The sequence below is a fragment of the Paraburkholderia sp. BL10I2N1 genome (genome assembly GCF_004361815.1).
Classification (GTDB): Bacteria; Pseudomonadota; Gammaproteobacteria; order Burkholderiales; family Burkholderiaceae; genus Paraburkholderia.
In genome coordinates this window covers 4,449,824-4,471,427 of sequence record NZ_SNWA01000001.1, presented here as the reverse complement: position 1 = coordinate 4,471,427, position 21,604 = coordinate 4,449,824, and the positions used below count along the sequence as shown (strand labels likewise).

Genomic DNA, 21,604 nt, shown 5'->3' with positions numbered 1-21,604 from the left:
CGTTTGAGCGCATACGAAGCCCCGCTCGCTGGCACGGTCTTCGCTAAACATCGTCAAGCCCTCGCGTGCGGCAAGCCGTCTGCCCGAGCGATTCCCTGACTCCCAGATCCTGTCATGCAAAAACTGCTCCTGGCGCACGGCAGTGCGCTTTCCAATCTCGCGTTGTTCGTTGCGGTCGATACCGGCCTGTTCGAGCGTCATGGCCTGCAGGTCGAAGCACCGCCGCTGACACATTTCAGCTCCACCGCCGCATTGCTGAGAAGCGGAGAGGCTGATCTCGGCACCACCGGCTTTACACAGCCGCTGGTCGATCATGCCCGGCCCGACCCGCTGCGCATTGTCGGTGGCAGCGGCAAGCTCGGCATGGCGCTCGTGGGGCAGCCGGGCCTGTCGATGAGCGATCTGCGCGGCCAGCGTGTAGGAACCTTCGCCGACGATCCAATGGAAGTCCTGCTGCACGATGCACTGCGGGTACACGGAATGGATCTCATGCAGGTCGAACGCGTGCTGTACCCATCGCTCGCCGAGGCGGTCGCCGATCTGACCGACGGCCGCCTCGCGGCGCTGACGTTGATCGAACCGTGGATTTCCCGCCTTCGGCTGCGCGGCTTCGAGGTGCTGTGCGACGGCTTGCACGCTTGGGGCGGCGACTATCCCGACACGTTGCTCGTCGCCCGCAAGAGTTTTCTCGACGCACATCCTGAGATCATCCGCGCGGCCTTACGCGCAATGCTCGATGCGCAGGAAGCGATTACGAACAATCCCCGCGAAGCCCTGCGCGCCAGCGCGTACCGCTACCCCGAATTCGCGCTTGACGAACTGCTGGCCGGCGTCGCCGCGCAGCCGCCGATCATCGATATTCGCCCGCTTCGCGAGTGCATTCTCGCACGTGCCCGGTCGCTGGAAGCGCTCGGACGAATGCAGGTTTCCGGCTCGATTGGACAGATTTTCAGCTTCGATCTGCTGGAACAAACGCTTGCGCAGTCGCCTGCGGAAACTTTCACATGCCCATCTGCCGTTCAACCTCTCTAAGGACCACGCGATGTTCAGGAAATTTGTTCAGCAAGACCCGAATGGTTACCCATTGACCGAACTCGGCAGTACGCGGCGCGAATTCCTGATGCGCGGTGCGTGTCTGGCCGGCGCCGCGGCGTTGGGCGGTGCCTATCTACCACAGGCCATGGCGGCCGGCCCGCTGACCCTCAAGGCGACGCACGGCACGGGTCTCTGCAATTGTCCGTTCTTTCTCGTCAAGGAACGCAATCTCGCGCAGGGCGTCACGCTCGACTTCGTCACCACCCCGTCCAATGCGGACATCGCGGCGCTCTTCGGCGCGGGCGTGGTGGACGTCTCCGTGGTTCCGTACACCAACTTCATGACGCTCTACGATGCCGGCGCACCGATCAAGATCGTCGCAGGCTCGGGCGTGCAGGGCTGCGTGATCGTCGCGCAGGCGGGCATCACGTCAGCGGCCCAACTGCGCGGCAAGACCATCGGCACATTCCAGGCCGATACGCTCGAAATGCTCCCGTACGATTACCTGAAGAAGGCCGGCATGAGTTTCGCCGACGTCAAGGTGCGCTACTTCGGCACGTCGCCGGAGCTGGCGCAGGCGTTCATCGCCGGGAACGTCGATGCAATGTGCCACATCGAGCCCTACGCGACGCAGGCGTTGAAGGCGAGGCCGGGCTCCGTGCAGCTTTCGAACGGTGTGGATGTATACGGCGCGAACTACTCCGACTGCGTTCTCGCGGTGCGCAGCAAGCTCCTGCACGAAAACCGCGATGCGGTGAAGGCGCTGATCAAGGCGATGATGGTCGCGCAGCATCAGGAAGAACTGGACCGCGCCTCGGCCGTCAAGGACACCGTCGGCAAGTACTTCAAAACGAGCTACGACGCCACGCTCGACGCAGCCGCGAAGCAGCCGGCGATGATCGATCAGCGCAGCAACCAGAATTTCATCCTGCAGCGGGCGCAGAATCTGAAGGACCTGCGCTACATCAAGCGACTTCCTGGCCCTGACATGTTCGACTGGGGGCCGCTCAATGAGGTGATCAAGGAAAACGGCGATCTCTATGGCCAGCTCAAGCTGAAATCCGCATGAAAGCCGATCCGACGACCCTCTTCGCGCACCGGCGCGTGGTGCGCCCGGCAGCAAGTGGCCGGCCACGCTCCAACCTCGTCCGGCGACTCGTGCCGCTTGGCTGGGGAGTCGCCTCGCTGGCGTGCTTCATTGCCGCATGGGAACTGGCGTGGGCCGCAGGTTGGGCAGATCCGCTTCTGTTGCCGCCGCCGCACATCTTCCTGCGCAACTTCGCGTCGCAGGCTCAGTACTTCATCCCGACTGACGTGATCGGCGAGACGTCCAACGCGACAGCGCTGAAGTCGCTCGCCATGACAATCGTCGCAACAACGTTGCGGGTGTTAAGCGGCCTGGTGCTGGGCTTCGTCTGCAGCGTGGCGATGGGCGTCGCGATCCGCTACTTCCGCCTGCTCGGCAACCTCACCTTACCGACGATCACGCTGCTGGCTCCCATTTCACCGATCGCGTGGCTCCCGGTCGCGATCTTCCTGTTCGGAATCGGGAATGCGCCCGCTGTATTCATGGTGTTCATCTCGCTTTTTTTTGTCATGACCGTCTCGACGATCAGCCAGATCGACAACGTCAGCCGTACCCACCTTAACGTCGCCGCCGTGATGGGCGCGACGCGCGCGCAGACGTTCCGTCATGTGATTCTGCCGGCCATCTTGCCGTCGCTCTTCATGGTGCTGCGCATGAACCTGTTCGGCGCGTGGATGGTAGTGCTGGTGGCGGAAGCGACCGGCGTCGGCAGCGGGCTCGGTCAGGTCGTCATGCTCGCGCGCAATACCTTCAACTCGAGCCTGTCGTTCTTCACGATGACGCTGATCGGCGTCACCGGCTTCGCCTTCGACGTTGCGCTGCGAATCGTCCAGCGCAAGGTGCTGTTCTGGGTGCCAGGTAACGGTTTGGGGAAATGATATGAGCCAGAATGAATCAGCTTCCATGCAACCGCCGCTCGTCACCTGCAAGGGCGTCGGCAAGACATGGCAGACAGACGGCGCACCGTTCGTTGCCTTGCGTGACATCGACCTGAATATCGCTCGCCGCGAATTCGTCGTGTTCCTCGGCCCAAGCGGGTGCGGCAAAAGTACTCTGCTCTATCTAATCTCAGGACTGGAACAGATATCCAGCGGCCGCATCGTGTGCGGCGGTGCCGAGGTGAGCGGACCGGGCACGGACCGTGGACTCGTCTTCCAGGACGCCTCGCTCTTTCCGTGGCTGAGCGTGGGCGAAAACATCACCTTCGGCCTGAAAATGCAGCACATGCCCAAGGAAAACCGGCGGCGTGTCGCAGAGGAAATTCTCGAGCGTGTCGGCTTGTCCGAAGCCATCGACAAACGGCCCGACCAGCTCTCGGGCGGCATGCGCCAGCGTGTTGCCGTGGGGCGTGCACTCGCGCTGAAGCCCGAGATACTGCTGCTCGACGAGCCGTTCGCCGCGCTGGACGTGCAAACGCGTGCGAAGATGCAGGACTTCCTGATCCAGGTCTGGCAACGAAGCAATGTGTCGATGGTCTTCGTCACTCACCACATCGACGAAGCGATTGCGCTCGCCGACCGCATTGTCGTGTTTACGGCACGCCCGGGGCGCATCAAGACCATCATTCCGGTCGATCTTCCTCGTCCGCGGGACACGCGCAGCCGGGCGTTCCACGATCTCAGCGTCCACCTGACCGACCTGATGCGCGATGAAGTCGATCGCGCCTTCGCCGAGCAGGAGCGGGTCCGATGAATCGACTGGTAACCCTGAGCACACTTCGGGCCGCGGCACTGCAATTGCCTCCCTGCACAACCGACCTTGCCGGCAACGAGGCCGTGGCATTTGCCGCCGTGCGCGCCGCCGCTGATGACGGCGCCCAGTTGATCGTCTTGCCCGAGTTCTCAATGGTGCCGTACTTCGCGAGCGCGCCGGGCGGGCAATATCGTGACTGGGCGCAGCCCGCCGACGGTCCCCTCGCCGCACGCTGCGCCGCGCTGGCCAGGGAGCGTGGCATCGCCCTGTTCGTACCGTTCTACGAAATCGATCGGGCGAGTGGTCGGTATCACAACGCCGTGCTCGGCTTCGACGCCGACGGCAATCCGCTGCGCGCCGGTCCGGTTGCGCGCAAGCTTCACCTGCCTGTCGGCGACGACCCGCCGCCCGGCTACGATGAAGCCGCGCACTTCACGCCTGGCGACGCACTGCACGTCGTGCAGGTAGGCGCATGGCGCATCGGCGTTCTGGTCTGCTACGACCGCCGCTTTCCAGAATGCTGGCGCGCGTTGCGTGCGGCCGGCGCCGATCTCGTCATCGTGCCCGTCGCGGGCAGCGGTGGCGACGATATGGATTTCTTCGTCGGGGAGTTGCGCACGCACGCGCGGGAAAATGGGCTGGCGGTCGTTTGCGCGAACAAGACCGGTGACGAATTCCTCGATGGCGTGCGCATCGACAACTATGGCGAGTCGTGTGTGATTGCCGCCGACGGCGCTGTACTCGCCCGCCGGCCCGGCAACGAAGGACCTGGCATCGTCAGCGCGACGCTCGCGCATGCAGAGATCGCGGCGACCCGCGAAAAGCTGTCTTACTTCGACCATCGGCGTGTCGATCTATACGACACACCATCGTTCTGAAACTCTCCTCTATTCAGGTAAAAGCAACCATGTCAGAAACATTGATTGTCGCTGGCTGGATCGTCAAGGGCGTCGCCGACCGGCACACCGCAGAGGTCATCCGCGACGGCGCGCTGTATCAACGCGACGGCGTAATAGTCGAGATCGGCGATGCGCAGCAGCTGATCGCAAAGTATCCGAACGCGCCGCGCCTCGGCTCGCCCGATACGGTGTTGCTGCCTGGCTTCGTCAACAGTCACCATCACGTCGGCCTGACGCCGCTGCAACACGGCTCTCCGGACTACGCGCTGGAACTGTGGTTTGCGAGCCGGATGGGTACGCGCGAGATCGATCTTTACCTCGATACCCTGTACTCCGCCTTCGAAATGATTGCGTCCGGCATTACCACCGTGCAGCACATCCACGGTTGGCGGCCTGGTCCGCTGTCGTCGATACATGAAGCCGCTTCAGGCGTCCTGAAGGCGTATCGGGACATCGGTATGCGCGCGTCGTACAGCTTCGCCGTGCGCGAGCAGAATCTGCTCGTCTACGAAGCCGACGAAGACTTCGTCAAACGCCTGCCGGCCGACATCGGACCTAAGCTCGCTGCGCATCTGAAAGCGCAGCAGGTCCCGCTGGCCGATCATCTGCAGTTGTTCGACATGCTCACGCAGGACAACGAAGGCCAATCGCTGACCCGGATTCAGCTTGCACCTGCCAACCTGCACTGGTGTAGCGATGAGACACTGCTTACCATCAAGGAACGCGCCGACAAAGCCGGCGTACCGATGCATATGCATTTGCTCGAAACCGCCTATCAGAAGGAATACGCGCGCCGCCGGACCGGCAAGACGGCGGTCGCGCATCTGAACGATCTCGGTCTGCTCGGTCCGTCGCTAACCCTCGGCCATGGCGTGTGGCTGACGGAAGCAGACATCGAAATGGTCGCGCATACCGGCACCTGCATCTGCCATAACTGCAGTTCGAATCTCCGTTTGCGCAGTGGCGTGGCACCCTTGAATGCGTTCGCCAGATACGGTGTGACGGTCGGCATGGGGCTCGACGAAGCGGGTATCAACGAAGACCGCGACATGTTGCAGGAGATGCGCCTCGCACTGCGGGTACACCGCACGCCGGGAATGGACGACGACGTGCCGACCTGCCCACAAATACTGAAAATGGCCACTGAGGATGGCGCTCGAACCACCCCGTTCGGCGCACAAATTGGGCGCCTGGAAACCGGACGCCTGGCCGATCTGGTGCTGATGAACTGGAAGACCGCCACGTATCCGTATCAGGACGATAACATTCCGATGCTCGATGCGCTCATGCAGCGCGCCAAGACCAATGCTGTCGATGCCGTGATGATTGCCGGCGAAGTGGTGTACCGGGATGGCCGGTTCACGCGCGTGGATCGCGATGCGATCCTCAACGAGATCGAACAGACTCTCGCGAAGCCGCGCAACGAGGTGAAGCAGGCGGAGCGGGAACTGGGCACGGCCGTGTTCCCTCATGTAAAGGCCTTTTACACCGACTATTTTGCTGAAACACCGCCGCGTCAGCCGTTTTACGCCCCTTCATCACGGAACTGATGGACCGAATGACCACGCAAGCCCTTTTGGAAGCGGTCGACGATCGCTTCGACGCTGAAGTCGAATTTCTGGCCGCCCTCGTTCGCGAGCCCTCTGACAACCCGCCCGGCGATTGTGCGGGTCACGCCGATCTGGCCGCCCGCGCGCTAGAAGCGCTCGGCCTTGAAGTCGAGCGACACGTCGTGCCGGCAGACGCTGTCGTTCAGGCTGGCATGATCAGTGTGACCAACCTGGTCGTTCGGCATCGCTTCGGCGACGGCCCGACGATTGCACTGAACGCACACGGCGATGTCGTGCCGCCCGGCGAGGGCTGGTCGAGCGATCCTTACGGCGCCGAGATCCGGGACGGCTATATGATCGGACGCGGTGCGGCAGTCTCGAAGTCCGACTTCGCCACGTACGCTTTCGCATTGCGCGCGTTGATCGAGACGGCTGCCCCGCTGCAAGGCACGGTCGAACTGCATTTGACCTACGACGAGGAAAGCGGCGGCTTGCTGGGTCCCGGCTGGCTGCTTGCGAACGGCATCGTAAAGCCCGACTTCGCGATCTGCGCCGGCTTCTCGTATGCAATCACGACCGCTCACAACGGTTGCGTGCATCTCGAAGTCGCCGTGCGCGGCAAGTCCGCGCACGCCGCTCGCCCCGACACCGGACACGACGCGCTTGAGGCGGCCACGGCGGTGTTGCAGGCGCTCTATGCGCATCGCGCGGAACTGGCCACGATTCGCTCCGCGACCACCGGAATCGAACATCCGACACTCGTAGTGGGGCTGATCGAAGGCGGCATCAATACCAACGTCGTGCCCGATCTGGTGACCCTGCGGCTCGATCGGCGCGTGACGCCGGAGGAAGACGCGGCTGCCGCGCGAACGCGCGTGGAGGAAGTCGTGCGGCACGCTGTCGCCGGGCTGCCCGGCATCAGCGTCGAATTCCGCGAGGTGCTGATCGCCTCACCGATGAGGCAGTTGCCCGGCGCGGAGCAGCTCGTCGCCGCATTGCAGGCGGCGGCTCGCGTCACGATCCAGACGGAGATTACGGCGGAAGGTGTGCCGCTCTATACCGATGCCCGCCTGTACTGCGAAGCCGGTGTGCCGACCGTGATCTACGGGGCCGGACCTCGCACACTCCTTGAGGCAAACGGACACCGGGCGGACGAGCGAGTGGCGATAGAAGATCTGAGGCGGGCTACGAAGACCGTCGCTCTGGCGCTCAGCGGCTTACTGAAGCCGCAGTAGGACTGCGGCGTTTCCGGTGACGAACGGCTATCCGGCAACGCCAGCGAGTGTCCGGTTTGCGGGTGAACAGCCGACATCCGCCGATGGGAGGCGGACGACGGGAGTGGGTCGGGAGTGTGAGTTCGCTGATGCAGGAAGCTGCCGTCGGGTTGCTCGATGTCGCCACCGTCAGCAATCCGCCACATTGCTGACGCAGAACTCAGTCCGGCCCAATGTCGGCAATGGCCGACCACCAGCCGGCCGACTCAGTTAGGCAAGTGGCGGTTGTACCTTAAAAGTCGTCGTTGGTCAGAGAAGCTCGAACGGTGGTTCAGGGTTGATCGCGTTGAAAAAGACCGTGACCCGTCGGTATCGCTGACGGTATCGGCAGGCGCAATTGGACCCGAGTGAGGCCCAGCGTTGGGTTTGCGGCAGGTGGTTGTTAATTGAGTGGGCGTTATCAAGAGCGACATCCGCGAGAAAGACCTTGGTGGTCCCCGTACATCAAGGTTGCCGAAACGGCAACACTCGTTCGATGGTTCAGGCGACCGTCAAGGCGGGCCGCGAACCGGCGAAGGCCGAGGGCTTAGCATTCGGCCGGCTGACAATATGCTGTCGTATCGAACGCCGGAGTCGGCGGGATACGCGGCGGATTTCACCATGCGGCAAGTGCGGCGATTCTTGCAGTGGGGGTGTGGGTAGGGGTAGCCTCGCATTCGAAAACTGGAAGTCAAACCCGGCACGGGCTTGCCGACGATCCCAAGATTCCCGTCTCTCCGCCAGCCCTTTTTTGGCATCGCGGCCGCACCAAGCCAAACACCCCGCAAAGCCTTATCCCACACGGGTCTCAGCCTGAATAAGCTGTCAGCCGTGTCAGCCCCTGTCCGCTGGCATCCAATGCAGATTGTGGGCTGGAATGGGGGCTGTTGTGGGCCGCCCCGAAGCCCTCTGTGGGGTGCAGCAATGGGGAACTTGACCGGGTACAAGTGCCAGTACGCGAAGTCGGGACGGCACGCTGGCGCGCGCGACAGGTATCCGGACGATGAAGTACCGATTGCCTGAGCGTCAACGGCCGCCCTGGAATGTGTCGACGCGCTGGCTGGAGGAGGTTGGGCGAGAGTGCTATCCAGGCGACTTGTATAATGACGCCTCCCCAGACGGCTTCCGCACGCAGAGCATGGATAAGCTTGTTTCCTACGTCAACTCGATTCATGGGCTGCCCAGTCCAGTAGCAATTGTTCACCGCGACGTTTCTCACGAAAACTGGCACGATCAGGAGATCGAGGTCAGCAAAGAAGACGCTGTGTATGTCTTCGACAACGGCGCGGTCATCCGACGTTCCATCGAATGGGATCGCGTGACGTCTGATCTGATCTGTCCCGAATGCTGGATAGACTACAAGGTGGTCAAGAGTCCACCTGGCACAACTATCAAACCGGCAGCACAAAGTTTCAACAACGCATGTCGCGAGACCTTCTGGCTGCGCTACTACACCGCGTCAGACTCAATGCCCGCCTCGAATGGTCAGCTTTAGCAAACACGACAATGTTATGACGCACCTTGCGATGCTGACGTGTGCAAGCAGAGATGAACGGGCCGCTATTGTGTTTGGTGTTGGCAAGCGGTCGCCGGAAAGTGGTCAAACGCATTGACCGCATTGTGTCGGGCGGCGCCGTCCACATCCGGCTGTGCCCGGGCCATGAAGAGCACTTCGATGCAAGGCGTCTCGTCCCGTACGAGCGGCCGCTTGTCATTTGCAGATTCAACCGGTCGATGCAACGAATTGATGGAATCGTTCAGCGGGTGTCTCGTAGTTTAGGGTCTTTCTGGGACGTTCGTTCAATCGTCTCGCAACGGCGTTGAGTTTGGCCCGTGAACATTGCGGACATTTCTGCGAACGTCGCGAAGGGGTTCACACACGACCGCCAGCCATCGCAACATATGGTGTATGCATTCAATGTTGGCAACACACGTGCATACAGGTGAACGGAGATCGGCATAAAAGCCAGTGCGCGGGCGTCAGCGCAGACATTGACCATCCTTGACCAAAATCTGGGGCAGGTCTGATTGATCCCTCTTCCCTCTGTGCGCTAGGTTGGCGAGTGGCAATCCGCACCCGTTTAACACGAAAGCGGAATTCTGGAAGAACGACGAGCAATACCAGACGATGCAAAACACAGAAAAACCGCTGCAGGACACAACCGGAAGCAGTACCAGACCGTTGGCGTTCGCCTTTTCCGTTCCGCGACGCGAAGGGCAAGACCATCATCGATGAACACCTGTTTCATGCCTGGCTGATGAACGAGCCGGGCGGAAACTTTGCCGCGAGTCCGTCCGGCCTGTGGCATGGCGGCATTCATGTGTCAGCGGAAGGCGCTGGTCCGATGCTGGACCTGAAATACGGCGTGCGCTGCCTGGCCGATGGCGAGGTCATTGCCTACCGGCTTGATCGTATCAGCCCCACGAGCAGGATTCCGGCAAGCGGCGGACAGCCGGAACTGAACGTGCCGTACAGCACCAGCTTTGCACTGGTGCGCCATACGCTCGAATATCCCGCCGGAAACCGGCTGTCTTTCTTCAGCCTCTACATGCACCTTCAGGGCTTCGCGGATTACGAGTGCGAGCCGTCCCAGCCGCGCCCCGGCTACTGGAGTACGCAGGTCGAGGTAACGTCCTACGCCCAGGACCGCCCCCACCCCGCCAGCACCGGACGACCAAGCGCGCCGGATCATGCAGGGTTGAGGGTGCGCACATCGAGGCAGCACGGGACCATTCGGTGCACCCTGCCGCACGGTGCGCGGGCCACGATCGGGCGCCGCGACGGTGACTGGGGGCAGGTCAGCGCCGTCGAGGGTCCGTCTCCATACCCCCCGCAGGACGGCCGGTTTGTCGGGCCGTATGAGGCCGTTGGCGGCTGGATTTTCATGGGCAGCGAGCCCGGCGACCCCGTGGTGCGCGAGGTCATGCCCGATTCAGCGTTTGACCGCGTGGTGATTCCACCCCATCCGGTAAAGGTCGGTGCGGGCGACCTGATTGGGTACCTGGGGCCATACTGGCACACGGCGGACCCCGCGCAGCCAAACCGGATAGTGCATATCGAGGTGTTCTGCGATGGCACGCTGCCAGCCTACATCGAAGCCAGCCGGGCGGCAGCAGAAGCGGACTATCACAGTGAGCGGCCTATCCTGCGTATCGACCGGAGCGTGAAACTGCATACCGGTCCATCGGTCAGGCAGGAGGGGGCCAATGCGCCCCGCACGGCTATTGTGCAGGTCTACAGCCAGGCCGTGCTGGACGCGCTGCCCGCTGACTGCAAGGGCTCCGTCGATGACGATCCCTTCAACCACGGCAAGGGCGAACCCTGGTGGAAAATCACCAGCGCGGACAGCCGCTACGCGGATATCACGGGCTGGGTGCGCAACCGGCAGACCCCTGCTGGCCGGGTGACGCGCGAATCCCCAGGCCACTGGAGCGATTTCGAGATGTTCACGGATTCCGATGCGAACAATCCGACGCTGTTTGGCTCGGCGGATGCCTGGCTCGACTATGTCCTGGACGCAGGCAAGCCCGATCTGTCCGACGTGGGCAAACTCAAGCCGCTGGCGACGGGTGTCTACCGTGCCATGTCACCCGCGCGTAACGAAAAGGAAGCCGCCGACGAACTGCTGTCGCACGGGGCGAACAGGTGGCTGCGTTTTCGCGCGTCGCGCCTGATTCCACGGCATCGCAGCGAATGGGCCAGTGAGGAAAGCTATCGGGAACTGTTCGCCCAACTGGTGACGCGTAGCGAGCCGTCGCCGTATCACGCCGCCGAAATTGAACGCATCAGCAAGCTTGCCTGGTGGGATGAGGTACAGGGCAAGGTCAGCCAGCCCTTCCCGTCCAGTCCCGATGTGTTCCATATCCATCCGATCGGGCTGGTGGGGAATTTTTTCCAGACCGGTGCCGGACTGACCATCGAGGAGGCAAGGGTGCGTGCCTTTCTCAGGATGATTCGAGTTGGGGAGGGTACAGAAACCCCGGCCGGTTACGAGCGTTTATTTGGTGGGCAGTCGTTTATCAAAGACTACGGACGCGATTTTAGCGATCATCCTCGAATTCTAATAACTCGGACAAATAGCAAAGGTAAGACTTTACGATCTAGCGCCGCTGGTGCATATCAGATAATGGGCTATAACTGGGGCGATCCTGCATATGTGATATATCGGAAACAGTACGGGATTGCGGATTTTACTCCTGTTTCTCAAGATAGATATTGCGTTATCTTGTTGAAGTATAAACGCCACGCTCTGGAAGATATTAAAAGTGGGAAAATACAAAAAGCTGTCATTGAGGACGGCTGCAATCTTGAGTGGGCGAGCTTGCCGGGAAATGATTATGGGCAAGGTGGCGTTGGCATGAGTACGGTAAATGCAAAATTTTTCGAGTACCTAAGTGATGAGTTGTCCGGGAAGAGTGATTTGGCTGTCCCTATTGGTGGGCTTGATGATTTGATTAAGTGAGGCGTGATGAAATTCATATTTCGAGCTTTGGCAATTTTTATTGCTGGCGGGTGTGCCGTTGTTCATGCGACGAATGGCAATGTTTTGCCAAAATTTGTAGAGTACTCCGTCAATGTCTACCATGGCCAATTAAAGGTGCCGGCGTATTATAAGAAAACAGATGGTGAGTGGCGTGACGACATGGGGAAATTGGTGCAACCCCCTGGGGTAAATTTCGCGGGGAAATATTATATCGGGGTCCATAGCTGCGGCGCTGATTGTAGATATTACACGCTATCGGATTTGGTAAGTGGTTCTGATTCAAGCGCGCTCGACATGTTTTCAAACGATCAGGGGCACCCCCTAAAAACCTCTGATGGACGAACTTACATGACCAGTCTCGTTAGTCGGCCTGATAGCAAGATGTTGGTCGCGCAATATCATATTGAACAGGGCGATGCGACTAAAGAGCAATGCAGAGAAAGGTTTTTTTCTCTGGATGATGATGGAAAGGAGGTCAGGCCAATAACCAAAACTCTCAATTTTTGCACGGAATCTCACTGAAGCCAGAATTGTGAGGGCCCGATTAGGCGTTTAAGGACATTCAGGTTGTGACTGCGGTGCGCGACGACATCAGCATGTAATGGCCATAATTGAGTTTCTCCGGTCCTTGTCGCCGGATTTGATGAAGAAAGTTGAACTCGTCTCATATTGCGCGCTGTTCGATGTCGCGGTTCAACAACAGTCGATTACGCCAGACACTGAGGCAATTAAATCCAGAGTGGCGAGCGACCATCCGACAAGTCAATCTGCTCTCGTCCGTATTGCAGTTGAAGAGCGAGCGAAGGCGGCAAAGCATGTATATGTGGCAGATTGTGTGAGCAGGCGAATTGGAATTCTTCAGCAATCGCCGTACTCGTACACCGCCTACGGGGAGACGAACCAACGAACGAACGCAAATTTCAATCTCATTTCTCAGGATGCACGCGCATATGTCTGTCAAATCTAGGCTTATTGCGGTATTTGCTTTGGCTGCATCAACCAGTGCATTCGCGGCGACGCCGTCGCTGTTTGGAAGTTGCGACAGCGACGGCGAGCGCTCCGCCATTTTCGACCGCTCATTGCCGGAAGCAAAAGCGCTCTGCGGCGAGCGGCCCGCATCTGTGGCATGGAGAATGAATTCCAGCCCCTTTTATTGCAATGCATGGGTTCTGGGACTGATCAGGAAGACAACGTGAACTATGTGATCAACGGGAGCCACGTGGTAGGCCCGAACTATGGTCGTTACGTAAAAATCAGCTTCCTGCGACAGAACCTCGCGACGTCGGTACCCGACAAGTTTGGCACTATGCCTGTTTGCGCTCCAGCGAACGTGGAGAAACTGCGTACGAGCACCCTCGTGTTGGTGGATAAGCGACCGGGTGAGCCTGGCACTTCCTACTGCTACGACGTTACATATCTGAGTACAGAGGGTGATAGCGTTCGATTGGATACCGATGCGGGGACCGTGAGCGCTACCGACGAAACCCATTTTGCGGGACACATCTCTGATCGAACGCTACAGCGCGTCAAAAGGCTGATTCAGGTATTTCAAACATGGCACGGCCAACAGCCGCACTGAGACTTCCAGTGAAATTTAGCTTGGTGTCAAACGGAAAGCGCTCATTGATTGATGGTGGTCTCTTTGGCGAATACTGTACAGACCCTCGCAATCAATCCGCCGTGCCGCACACACGCGCCGCCCATGCTTCCGTCATCGGGCGGCGCTGTTCCATTAAATCGGTGCGGTGATAAGCCGCTTCAAGCTTGTTTGCGACCGTATGCGCGAGCGCACGCGCGCCAAGGTCGCGAGCATAGCCGTTTTCGCTTGCACAATCCCTGATTCCGGGTCAGCCTCAGTATCACTCCTTCCTCGTCTTCGGTTGTTGGGGCTTCGGGTCACGTCCGCGTTGCGTCGGTGCCCTCGTACACGCATCCGGGGGCGTCACGTAGGTCACGTCGTCGCAGCAGCACGCATAGACTGGAAACCCGTACGCATTCGTGCCGATGATTTTCGTCGGCCCGTGCAGCGGGCACACTGCGTTCATGTCGCCTCCTTAAGCTCCTGATCGACGGGCTCGACCTCATGGACGCGGCTCACGCGGCCTCCAAGAATGTCGGTCACTGATTTGCGATCCATCTCACTGGAAGTGGCGAGATTCATGAATATTAGTGTAGTCAAGATGCTCTCCCTGGCGTGTAAAGGATGGGGAGCCTGAAACGCGTCCGGACGCCGGAATTCCCCAACGCATATGTCGTGCCATAGCCTGGGCGCATGCAGACCTCTCGATCCAGTGGCGTCGGCATGCGGCCGTGTGGACTGGCAACCGGCACTGAGACGATTTTGCTGTCGATGGAGTTGACGCGGCGAACGATGATCATGTCGTCGGCCTCCTCGCCGCGGTCTCCGGTGGGTGCGATGATCAATGTGGGAGAGGTCTACGCTCATCTTGTCCGCGATGTTCGTGAGGGCGCCCGCAGCCGCATCGCGCAGCACGCTCGCCACTTCCTGGCGGTGACGAGGATCACCGCCAGGAACCCACGCACGACTGCCGGCTATTGCCCTTGCTGAGCAGACGCTCGCGCCTTGGAGACACTCACTGGAGCGATGGTACCGAATAGTCCATTGGTCTCTTTGTTAGGACCTGCCGAGAAGTACAGCGTGTCCGGGCTCGAGTTGCGGCCGCCACCGAGTGTCAGAGTCCACAGCCCGTCGATAGCCAGTGGATTGCCGTACGGATTCTCCAGCTGATCGACGAACGTGCCGTCATTGTTGAAGACATTGATTCGGCCGTCGCCGAAGTTGCCAATCAGGATCTTGCCGCTGAAGCGGCCGAATGCAAACGATGCGCGCGCGATTCCCCACGGCGAGTCGAGCGCCCCTCGGCTGGCGAAGCGGCGCAGCAGGCGGCCGTCGGTATCGAATACATCGACGAATCCATGACCCTTGCCTGCAACATCGTCGTGCTTCTGACCGTTCTGCTGGGCATAGGTGACGAAAAGGTCGCCATCGATGTTCGCGATACCAAACGGCGCGTAGCCGGCTGGGATGTCAGGGTCAGTGAAGCCGCCGTCCGTCGTAGCGGGCGTGTACAAGCCGTTCGTACCGCTGCCTGGCCCGAATACATCGATGCGACCCGAGCGAAAGTTCGTGGCAAACAGGAGTCCCCCTTTCTCGTTTACGCCGAAGACGAGCCCCTTGTAGACGGCCCCGCTGGCGGCGGACGGAGACGACGAGTTATCGACCGCGATCACGGCGTTGTTCGCCGGATTCAACCCGCCGGCCCAGGCGGAAATCGTGCCGTCCTCGGTCGCAAAGATGAATATGGCAGGGATCCTGGTACCTGGCACGAGAAACGCCGGTGAGGGATTCCATACGATTCCGGTCGGCGCCGCAGGCGTGGGATTCGGTGGGTTGTTGGCAAAGACGGGATGACAGGTACCGGCCGGTATGACATTGCCAGGCAGCGGGATGGAGACCTGCAGCGCCACCTTTGCCCCCTCGCCGTCATACAGCGTGGAGCAGCCTGTGGCATTTTCGTTGACCCAGAAAGGACTTCCTGCTGGACTAAAGGCAATACCCCAGGCGTTCTGTAGTACCCCGTCGACCTTCGGGGCAGCGCCTGCCAGGTTGGACACCAATGGCGTGACAACGTAAGCATCATCGTCCGCCGCATGCCCGATTGTGAAACCGGCGGCGAGGACGATCACGGCCACCGCTTTGAGACCCCAAGAGACCTGCGACATGACTATCCTCCTTAGTCTGACTGGTGCTCCGCGAGTTGGCGCACGAGCAGGCTAAACGACTGCTGTCCCTCAACTATTCCCGCTGCACTTCGAAAAATTTCGCTTGCCTAATGGGCGTATGGCGCGACATCGGACGGAATATTTCGAAGCCCACTCACGTTCTACCAGCGAGGTTCGCCTGCACTGGCGAGCACCGGTCCTTCATCCGCGATGAATTCACGCGCGTGCAAACTGCTTGCGCCGTTGCGTGAAGGCGAAGCTGTGTGCGCCGCGAAAGGTGGTATTCAGCGGTAGCGACAATGATAAGGGTTCCTATCCATGCATATTGGCGAACGTGCTTGCTGACGCGCGATGGTCATCGAGAGAACAGTTGATCCACGAGCCTTCGGTGCCGGCGAATCCGGCACTGTGGGTCGACGCGTCTTGCGGCAACGTGGCCGTTTCGAGGAGAAACATCATGATCGACAGAAACCTTACTGCGTTCGTGCTGGCGGCGGTTGTGCTCGGCGTTGCGCCGCTGAGCGGTCATGCGGACGAGACGATCCATGTCAAGCTCACGGACAACACGATTCAACTCGATCCCGGCACAGCGAATGCCGGGCGCATTACGTTCGAGGTCAACAACGCAGCGAACGGCAATGCCGAACATGAGTTCGTGGTGCTGAGGACAGACATGGACGACGCGCATCTGCCCGTCCACAAAGGCCAGGTTGCGGAAAGCCGGTTCAAGAAAATGGGCGAGGTGGAGGACCTGGCGCAGGGTTCGACCAGGCGGCTGTCATTGAAGCTTGCGCCAGGACGCTATGTGCTGATTTGCAACCGGCCGGGGCACTATGAGATGGGCATGCACACATCGTTCGTCGTTGCGCGCTGAGGCGAGGCACGCCTGTCCGCCTTTGCAGCGCCGCTTCGGCGATGAACGCATTGGGCGAGAAACCGATGTGCGGCAACGCGCTCTGGGTCTCTCTGCCCATGAGTATCAATAGTAGGCCTTACGAATTGGCCTGGGGAGTATGGCGGCAGGAGAACCAGCGCCGCAGTGTCATTGGCTCTTGCACATTCTCCTCAACCTCGCGCCACCATTTCTCACCGCGGTGCGGCGCGGTGAGATTCAGCCGCTCCCCCATGCGCGGCATCGCGATCGGAATGCCGCGCGCGGCGGCGAGCCCGATCGCGCGCTCGTACGGTTCTTGCCAGCGATGCATCGCCAGATCGAACGTGCCGTTGTGAACCGGCACCAGCCAGCGGCCGCGCAGATCGACATGTGCCTGTATGGTTTCGTCGGGCTGCATGTGTACGTACGGCCATAGAGCGTCATATGCGCCCGTTTCGAGCAGCGTCACGTCGAATGGACCAAGCCGCTCGCCGATGGTCCTGAATCCGTCGAAGTAGCCCGTGTCGCCGCTGAAGAACACGCGCAGACCGTCATCGACGATGACCCACGAGGCCCACAAGGTGCTGTTGCCGTCGAACAGACTGCGGCCGGAGAAATGCTGGGCAGGTGTCGCCGTGAACGACAGACCGTCGATCTCTGCATCCTGCCACCAGTCGAACTCGCGTACCTTCGATGCATCGATACCCCATTCGATCAGGCGGTCGCCGACACCCAGCGGCGTCAGAAACACGCCCGTCGTAGCAGCGAGTGCCAGCACTGTCTCGCGGTCGAGGTGGTCGTAGTGGTCGTGCGACAGAATTACGCCACGAAGCGGCGGCAAGTCTTCTACCGCAATGGGCGGTGCATGAAAGCGTTTTGGACCGAACCGCCGGAACGGCGATGCACGTTCAGCGAAGACCGGGTCGGTCAGCCAGAACTGCCCGCGCAACTTGAGCAGCATGGTCGAATGCCCCAGGCGATACAGGCTCCGGTCAGGCGCGGCGTGGAGTTGTTCACGCGACAGCGAATCGACGGGCAGGGTGCTCGCCGGCGCCGTGCCGTCCGGTTTGTTGAACAACAGGTTCCACGCGATGCTCAAGGTCTTGCCGATTCCTTCGACGGGACGCGGTTTGACGTTACGAAAGCGCTCGCCATCATGCTGAGCCGACGTGTCGAACAATTCACGCCCGCGTCGCGCTGCTGTCAGGCCCAAGGCACGGCGAATAAAACCGGTGAACGATGTCATGTAAGGCGTCTCGATGCGGAAAGTAGACTGTTGAGTGTAGTTTGTTTTCGGGAAAAGTAAACTACCGGGTGTAAGATTCGGCGATGATTACCAGTGATAACCCCTTACGCCTGACCGACCGCAAGCGTGCGGCCGTGATCGGGGCGGCTATTGAAGAATTTCTCGCGGGTGGCTTCGATGCGACCAGCATGGACCGCATCGCAGCGCGCGCGGGCGTCTCGAAGCGTACGGTCTACAATCATTTTCCAGGCAAGGAAGCGCTGTTCGCAGCAATCCTGCGGCAGTTGTGGGATTCGAGTCACACGGAGGAAGCGCCTGCTTATTCCGCCCGACGTCCGTTGCGCGCACAGTTGCTCCGGCTTCTGTTGAAAAAGCTGAGCCTGTTAAACGACGAGGCGTTCCTGTCCCTCGCGCGCGTTGCGATCGCGGCAGGCATTCATTCGCCGGAGCGCGCGCGCGACATGGTGGCCCGCATGGGTGAGCGTGAAGAAGACTTGACGGTGTGGATTCGTGCAGCCGCCGCCGATGGCCGCCTCAAGACGTCGGACCCGATATTCGCCTCGCAGCAGTTGCTGGGCCTTGTAAAAGCGTTCGCGTTCTGGCCGCAGGTGACGATGGGTCAGCCACCCCTCAGCGCGGATGACCAAAGGCAAGTAGCGGAGTCCGCAGCCGATATGTTTCTTGCACGCTATGAATGACTTGTTTGCGAAGAGCGTAACGCCTATGGTTCTCGCTGGTCGCGAGTTCAGCGGTTTTTTTGCGCAAGGAGATGGCGGCTTGTCGCCTAGAATGTACGAATGGCGAACCTTGCCGTGGAGGCTGCTATGGCTGAGTCTACGCTGGCGTATTTGATGGGACCGATCGCAATGGTCGTGGTGGGGGGCGCGCTATGGGTCGTAGCCCATTACAGCAGGCATGACGCCCGAGGACGATCAGCGCGCTGGCTTGATACCCATTACGTGGACTTGATGCACCACAAGCATTGAAGCGTGAGGTTCCGGAAATTAGGGGGAGATCGGGAGGCTGTCAGAAAGCGCATCACCTACAATGTAACCATGGTCGCTGTCGAGCAAGGAGGCTGCCATGACTGAGTCAATGCTTAGCTTTGTAGTGGGCCTGGCGATCCTGTTGGCCGTCCTCGCATTCGCGTTGGCGCGCCGATATCTGCGCGAGCAGAAGGGTGAGGGAATGGCTCAGTGGCTTGATACGCATCATATGGGCTGGATGCATCATCATAAGCACTGACGCGACGTCCCAGCTATGCAAAGCCCCGCCAGCGCGGGGCTTGTTTTGATCCAGCTGCGGCCGGCCGCGAACGTGGCCGGCTAATGCCCGTGGCCAGCGTGTCCCCTATCTCCCCTGCCACCTTCCCGGTAGCCGCCTCCATGGCCATACCTGGGGCCGTAGCCGCAGTCACGGTGATAACCCCCATGGCAGTCGCGGCCCCCGCCACCCCAAATGTCAACGCTGCCGTACCCGTATGCGGGCACATAATCAGCGCTGTATGCACAGGCGGGAGCGCAATATCCAGCCGGATATGCAACGCAAGCCGATAGTGTGGTGATTCGATCAGTCTGAGCATGGCACGCCCCCTCAAACTGGGATCGGGGATTCTTTCGGGGTCCATTCAATCAGCGGTTGATCGCCGCGCATGTAGAGCGGGTGGCGAGGCGATCCGTCCTTAGTCGTGCCGAGACACCACAGGCGCGCGCCGGCGCCAGCCAGGATCTTCGCGACAGTCGTCACGCGGTCCGGTCGCGCGTTCGATCCCCAGGCGCACACCACGTCGCCATACTCGCGCGCAAGCCGCCGAAGGTACATGTCGTTGTCCGGGCCGACTGGATCGGGATGCAACCACAGGCGGGCCGGGTCGCTTGAGCGAAGGGCGTAAAGATTCGCCACCGCAATGCCGTTGCAATCCCACCGGCTCGCGAAGCCGCGGCAGCGCCGAATGGTCGCATCGTCGAGTTTCGCATCCGCCGTGCCCGGGTTGAGCATCACGAAAAGCACGGTCGATTTCATGGGCGTCATCGAGTCGGCGGGGCGGGTCAGGAAATAGCGGTAGCAGCCGCATTCGCTGATGATGGCGCACATGCTAGGATTCCTCTCATCATGGGAGACGGTCATGGCAACGCACCTGTTTCATGAGTTTGCGCAGGACGAACAAGATGATCTGACGGCGGCTGCGGCAGCAGAGGGATTCGACATTGGCGAATTCACTATCATCGACGAAGATCAGTATCCTCCTCGCGGAACTGTCGGGGCCATCCACCGGCAAGTTACAGTAACCCGGTTGGTCAACAACACAGTCAAGATCTACGATGCCGGCCAGGGCACTGCCTGGACGGTCGAATTCGAGCAGGACCTGGCCGCCGGCGCATTCGGTCCTTGATCGATCATTCAACTTCGGCGCATATCGCGGCAAGAAGTGCTGCTTTGCGCGTATCAGGAATCTGCCAAAGCCTCGGATAGGGGCACGAACCGGTTGTCTTCGGACCATTCGATGATTGGCCGCACACAGGTCGAATGCTCAGTCCGGCAAGGTATGCGGAACAGGAAATCCGCTCGCGAATTCTGACGTGGAGGCCAGGCCAAAGCGGGCGCAAGCCATTTGCCAGATACAATCCGGCTGCGCCACACTTGCCCAATACCGACCTGATTCCATCCATGCCTAATCCCGCCCGGGCCTTCCTTCTCGGCCCGCTACTGAAAGGTGTTTCACGCTCTTTCTATCTGACGCTGCGCATACTGCCTGTCGGCATGCGCGATCCGATCGGCCTCGCGTATCTTCTGGCACGCGCCGCGGACACGATTGCCGACACGTCGCTGATCCCGCCGGAACAGCGCCTGGAGTTGCTCCTGTCGCTTCGCGATCAGGTGAACGGGGCGCGAGGCGACGAGGCCTTGATGAAGCGTATGGCCGTGGAAGTGGCGGGGCAGCAGACGCACTCGGACGAAAAGATCCTGCTCGAGTCGCTCGAACCTGCGCTCGCGGTATTGGCCCAATTGAGCGACACGGATCGGCGGGCGGTACGCGAAATCGTGTCGACCCTGACCGAGGGCATGGAATTCGATCTGCGCACTTTCCCCGATGAACGTTCGGGGCGGACTGTCGCGCTTCGCGAATGGGAAGAGCTCGATCGGTACACCTACCTCGTCGCCGGATGCGTGGGGGAATTCTGGACCAGGATGACCTATGCGCACATGCCGGGCACACTGAAGGAGGAGTCCGCGACGATGCTGGACCGTGGCGTGCGCTTTGGCAAGGCGCTGCAGATGACGAATGTTCTGCGCGACTGCGGCAAGGATCTGCGCATCGGTCGCTGTTACCTCCCGTCTGCCATGCTCGAGCGCTTCGGCCTGAGTCCGCAAGATCTTATGGCGCCGGCCAATTCCGCTCGCGCGCAGCCGCTCCTGTTCGAACTTGTCCGGAAGACCATGGATCACTACCGTGAGGCGGTGGAGTACACGCTTGCCATTCCCGGTTTCTCGGTTCGATTGCGGCTGGCGTGTTTGTGGCCGATTCTCATCGGGCTGGAGACGCTGCTGCTCCTCGTCCATAACGACGACTGGCTGGATCCGGAAAGAGTCTCCAAGGTAAAACGCAACGGCGTATATCAGCTCATCGCGTGCTCAGTGCCGCTCGCGCCATCAAACGCGCTGGTACGTATCTGGACGGAACGGCTCATTGCAAGAATCGAAGCCCGCCTTGAAGCCTGACGGGCGGGCCGGCCGCCGTG

At 60.5% G+C, this 21,604-nt stretch carries 20 protein-coding genes; 16 read left to right on the top strand and 4 right to left on the bottom strand.

Annotated elements, in window-relative coordinates:
• Positions 1 to 114 precede the first annotated feature (114 nt).
• The 11 genes from B0G77_RS20800 to B0G77_RS20750 all read left to right on the top strand — a co-directional run bounded on the left by B0G77_RS20800 (position 115) and on the right by B0G77_RS20750 (position 13,196).
• Positions 115 to 1,032 carry an ABC transporter substrate-binding protein gene (locus B0G77_RS20800; protein WP_133660511.1) on the top strand — a complete coding sequence of 306 codons (918 nt, stop codon included), beginning with the start codon at positions 115 to 117 and terminating at the stop codon, positions 1,030 to 1,032.
• A gap of 10 nt (positions 1,033 to 1,042) precedes the next feature.
• A complete protein-coding gene (locus B0G77_RS20795; RefSeq protein ID WP_208116378.1) occupies positions 1,043 to 2,104 on the top strand; it encodes an ABC transporter substrate-binding protein in 1,062 nt (353 codons plus the stop codon).
• Entirely contained in the window at positions 2,101 to 3,000 is a 900-nt protein-coding gene (locus B0G77_RS20790) for an ABC transporter permease (RefSeq protein ID WP_133660510.1), read from the top strand. The genes B0G77_RS20795 and B0G77_RS20790 overlap by 4 nt, the downstream gene beginning before the upstream one ends.
• Position 3,001: 1 nt before the next feature.
• Positions 3,002 to 3,814: an ABC transporter ATP-binding protein gene (locus B0G77_RS20785; RefSeq protein ID WP_208116377.1), complete on the top strand. Its 813-nt coding sequence runs from the start codon at positions 3,002 to 3,004 to the stop codon at positions 3,812 to 3,814.
• The gene (locus tag B0G77_RS20780; RefSeq protein ID WP_133660509.1) at positions 3,811 to 4,692 is read left to right on the top strand and encodes a carbon-nitrogen hydrolase family protein; all 882 of its coding nucleotides are present in this window, start codon (positions 3,811 to 3,813) and stop codon (positions 4,690 to 4,692) included. The genes B0G77_RS20785 and B0G77_RS20780 overlap by 4 nt, the downstream gene beginning before the upstream one ends.
• Before the next feature lie 29 nt (positions 4,693 to 4,721).
• Positions 4,722 to 6,263 carry an amidohydrolase family protein gene (locus B0G77_RS20775; protein ID WP_133660508.1) on the top strand — a complete coding sequence of 514 codons (1,542 nt, stop codon included), beginning with the start codon at positions 4,722 to 4,724 and terminating at the stop codon, positions 6,261 to 6,263.
• Positions 6,263 to 7,498: a M20/M25/M40 family metallo-hydrolase gene (locus B0G77_RS20770; RefSeq protein ID WP_133663807.1), complete on the top strand. Its 1,236-nt coding sequence runs from the start codon at positions 6,263 to 6,265 to the stop codon at positions 7,496 to 7,498. The genes B0G77_RS20775 and B0G77_RS20770 overlap by 1 nt, the downstream gene beginning before the upstream one ends.
• Before the next feature lie 1,021 nt (positions 7,499 to 8,519).
• Positions 8,520 to 9,011: a hypothetical protein gene (locus B0G77_RS20765; RefSeq protein WP_243751068.1), complete on the top strand. Its 492-nt coding sequence runs from the start codon at positions 8,520 to 8,522 to the stop codon at positions 9,009 to 9,011.
• Positions 9,012 to 9,579: 568 nt separating this feature from the next.
• A complete protein-coding gene (locus B0G77_RS20760; protein WP_133663806.1) occupies positions 9,580 to 11,979 on the top strand; it encodes a glycoside hydrolase family 104 protein in 2,400 nt (799 codons plus the stop codon).
• Positions 11,980 to 11,985: 6 nt separating this feature from the next.
• Positions 11,986 to 12,522: a hypothetical protein gene (locus B0G77_RS20755; protein ID WP_133663805.1), complete on the top strand. Its 537-nt coding sequence runs from the start codon at positions 11,986 to 11,988 to the stop codon at positions 12,520 to 12,522.
• Positions 12,523 to 12,950: 428 nt separating this feature from the next.
• Entirely contained in the window at positions 12,951 to 13,196 is a 246-nt protein-coding gene (locus tag B0G77_RS20750) for a hypothetical protein (RefSeq protein ID WP_133663804.1), read from the top strand.
• Between the two features lie 845 nt (positions 13,197 to 14,041).
• On the opposite strand, the gene B0G77_RS43330 is transcribed toward B0G77_RS20750, so the two are convergent.
• Positions 14,042 to 14,179, bottom strand: a complete 138-nt coding sequence (locus B0G77_RS43330) for a hypothetical protein (protein ID WP_166656204.1) — start codon at positions 14,177 to 14,179, stop codon at positions 14,042 to 14,044.
• Between the two features lie 374 nt (positions 14,180 to 14,553).
• Positions 14,554 to 15,744 carry a TIGR03118 family protein gene (locus B0G77_RS20735; RefSeq protein WP_133663802.1) on the bottom strand — a complete coding sequence of 397 codons (1,191 nt, stop codon included), beginning with the start codon at positions 15,742 to 15,744 and terminating at the stop codon, positions 14,554 to 14,556.
• A gap of 457 nt (positions 15,745 to 16,201) precedes the next feature.
• On the opposite strand from B0G77_RS20735, the gene B0G77_RS20730 reads away from it, so the two are divergent.
• On the top strand, positions 16,202 to 16,618 hold the full coding sequence (locus B0G77_RS20730) for a cupredoxin domain-containing protein (protein ID WP_133663801.1): 417 nt from the start codon (positions 16,202 to 16,204) through the stop codon (positions 16,616 to 16,618).
• 118 nt (positions 16,619 to 16,736) lie between these two features.
• Here B0G77_RS20730 and B0G77_RS20725 read toward each other — a convergent pair whose 3' ends face one another.
• Entirely contained in the window at positions 16,737 to 17,864 is a 1,128-nt protein-coding gene (locus B0G77_RS20725; RefSeq protein WP_133663800.1) for an MBL fold metallo-hydrolase, read from the bottom strand.
• An 83-nt stretch (positions 17,865 to 17,947) separates the two neighbouring features.
• On the opposite strand from B0G77_RS20725, the gene B0G77_RS20720 reads away from it, so the two are divergent.
• Together B0G77_RS20720 and B0G77_RS43325 are read left to right on the top strand one after the other, a co-directional pair.
• Entirely contained in the window at positions 17,948 to 18,562 is a 615-nt protein-coding gene (locus B0G77_RS20720; RefSeq protein WP_133663799.1) for a TetR/AcrR family transcriptional regulator, read from the top strand.
• Positions 18,563 to 18,947: 385 nt separating this feature from the next.
• The gene (locus tag B0G77_RS43325; protein ID WP_166656203.1) at positions 18,948 to 19,109 is read left to right on the top strand and encodes a hypothetical protein; all 162 of its coding nucleotides are present in this window, start codon (positions 18,948 to 18,950) and stop codon (positions 19,107 to 19,109) included.
• A 348-nt stretch (positions 19,110 to 19,457) separates the two neighbouring features.
• Here B0G77_RS43325 and B0G77_RS20710 read toward each other — a convergent pair whose 3' ends face one another.
• Complete coding sequence (locus B0G77_RS20710; protein WP_133663798.1) at positions 19,458 to 19,958, bottom strand: DUF1643 domain-containing protein; 501 nt, start codon at positions 19,956 to 19,958, stop codon at positions 19,458 to 19,460.
• Positions 19,959 to 19,989: 31 nt separating this feature from the next.
• Here B0G77_RS20710 and B0G77_RS20705 point away from each other — a divergent pair, with 31 nt between their 5' ends.
• Entirely contained in the window at positions 19,990 to 20,256 is a 267-nt protein-coding gene (locus B0G77_RS20705) for a hypothetical protein (RefSeq protein WP_133663797.1), read from the top strand.
• Between the two features lie 275 nt (positions 20,257 to 20,531).
• Positions 20,532 to 21,584, top strand: coding sequence for a phytoene/squalene synthase family protein (locus B0G77_RS20700; protein WP_133663796.1), 1,053 nt, complete (start codon positions 20,532 to 20,534; stop codon positions 21,582 to 21,584).
• Positions 21,585 to 21,604 lie beyond the last annotated feature (20 nt).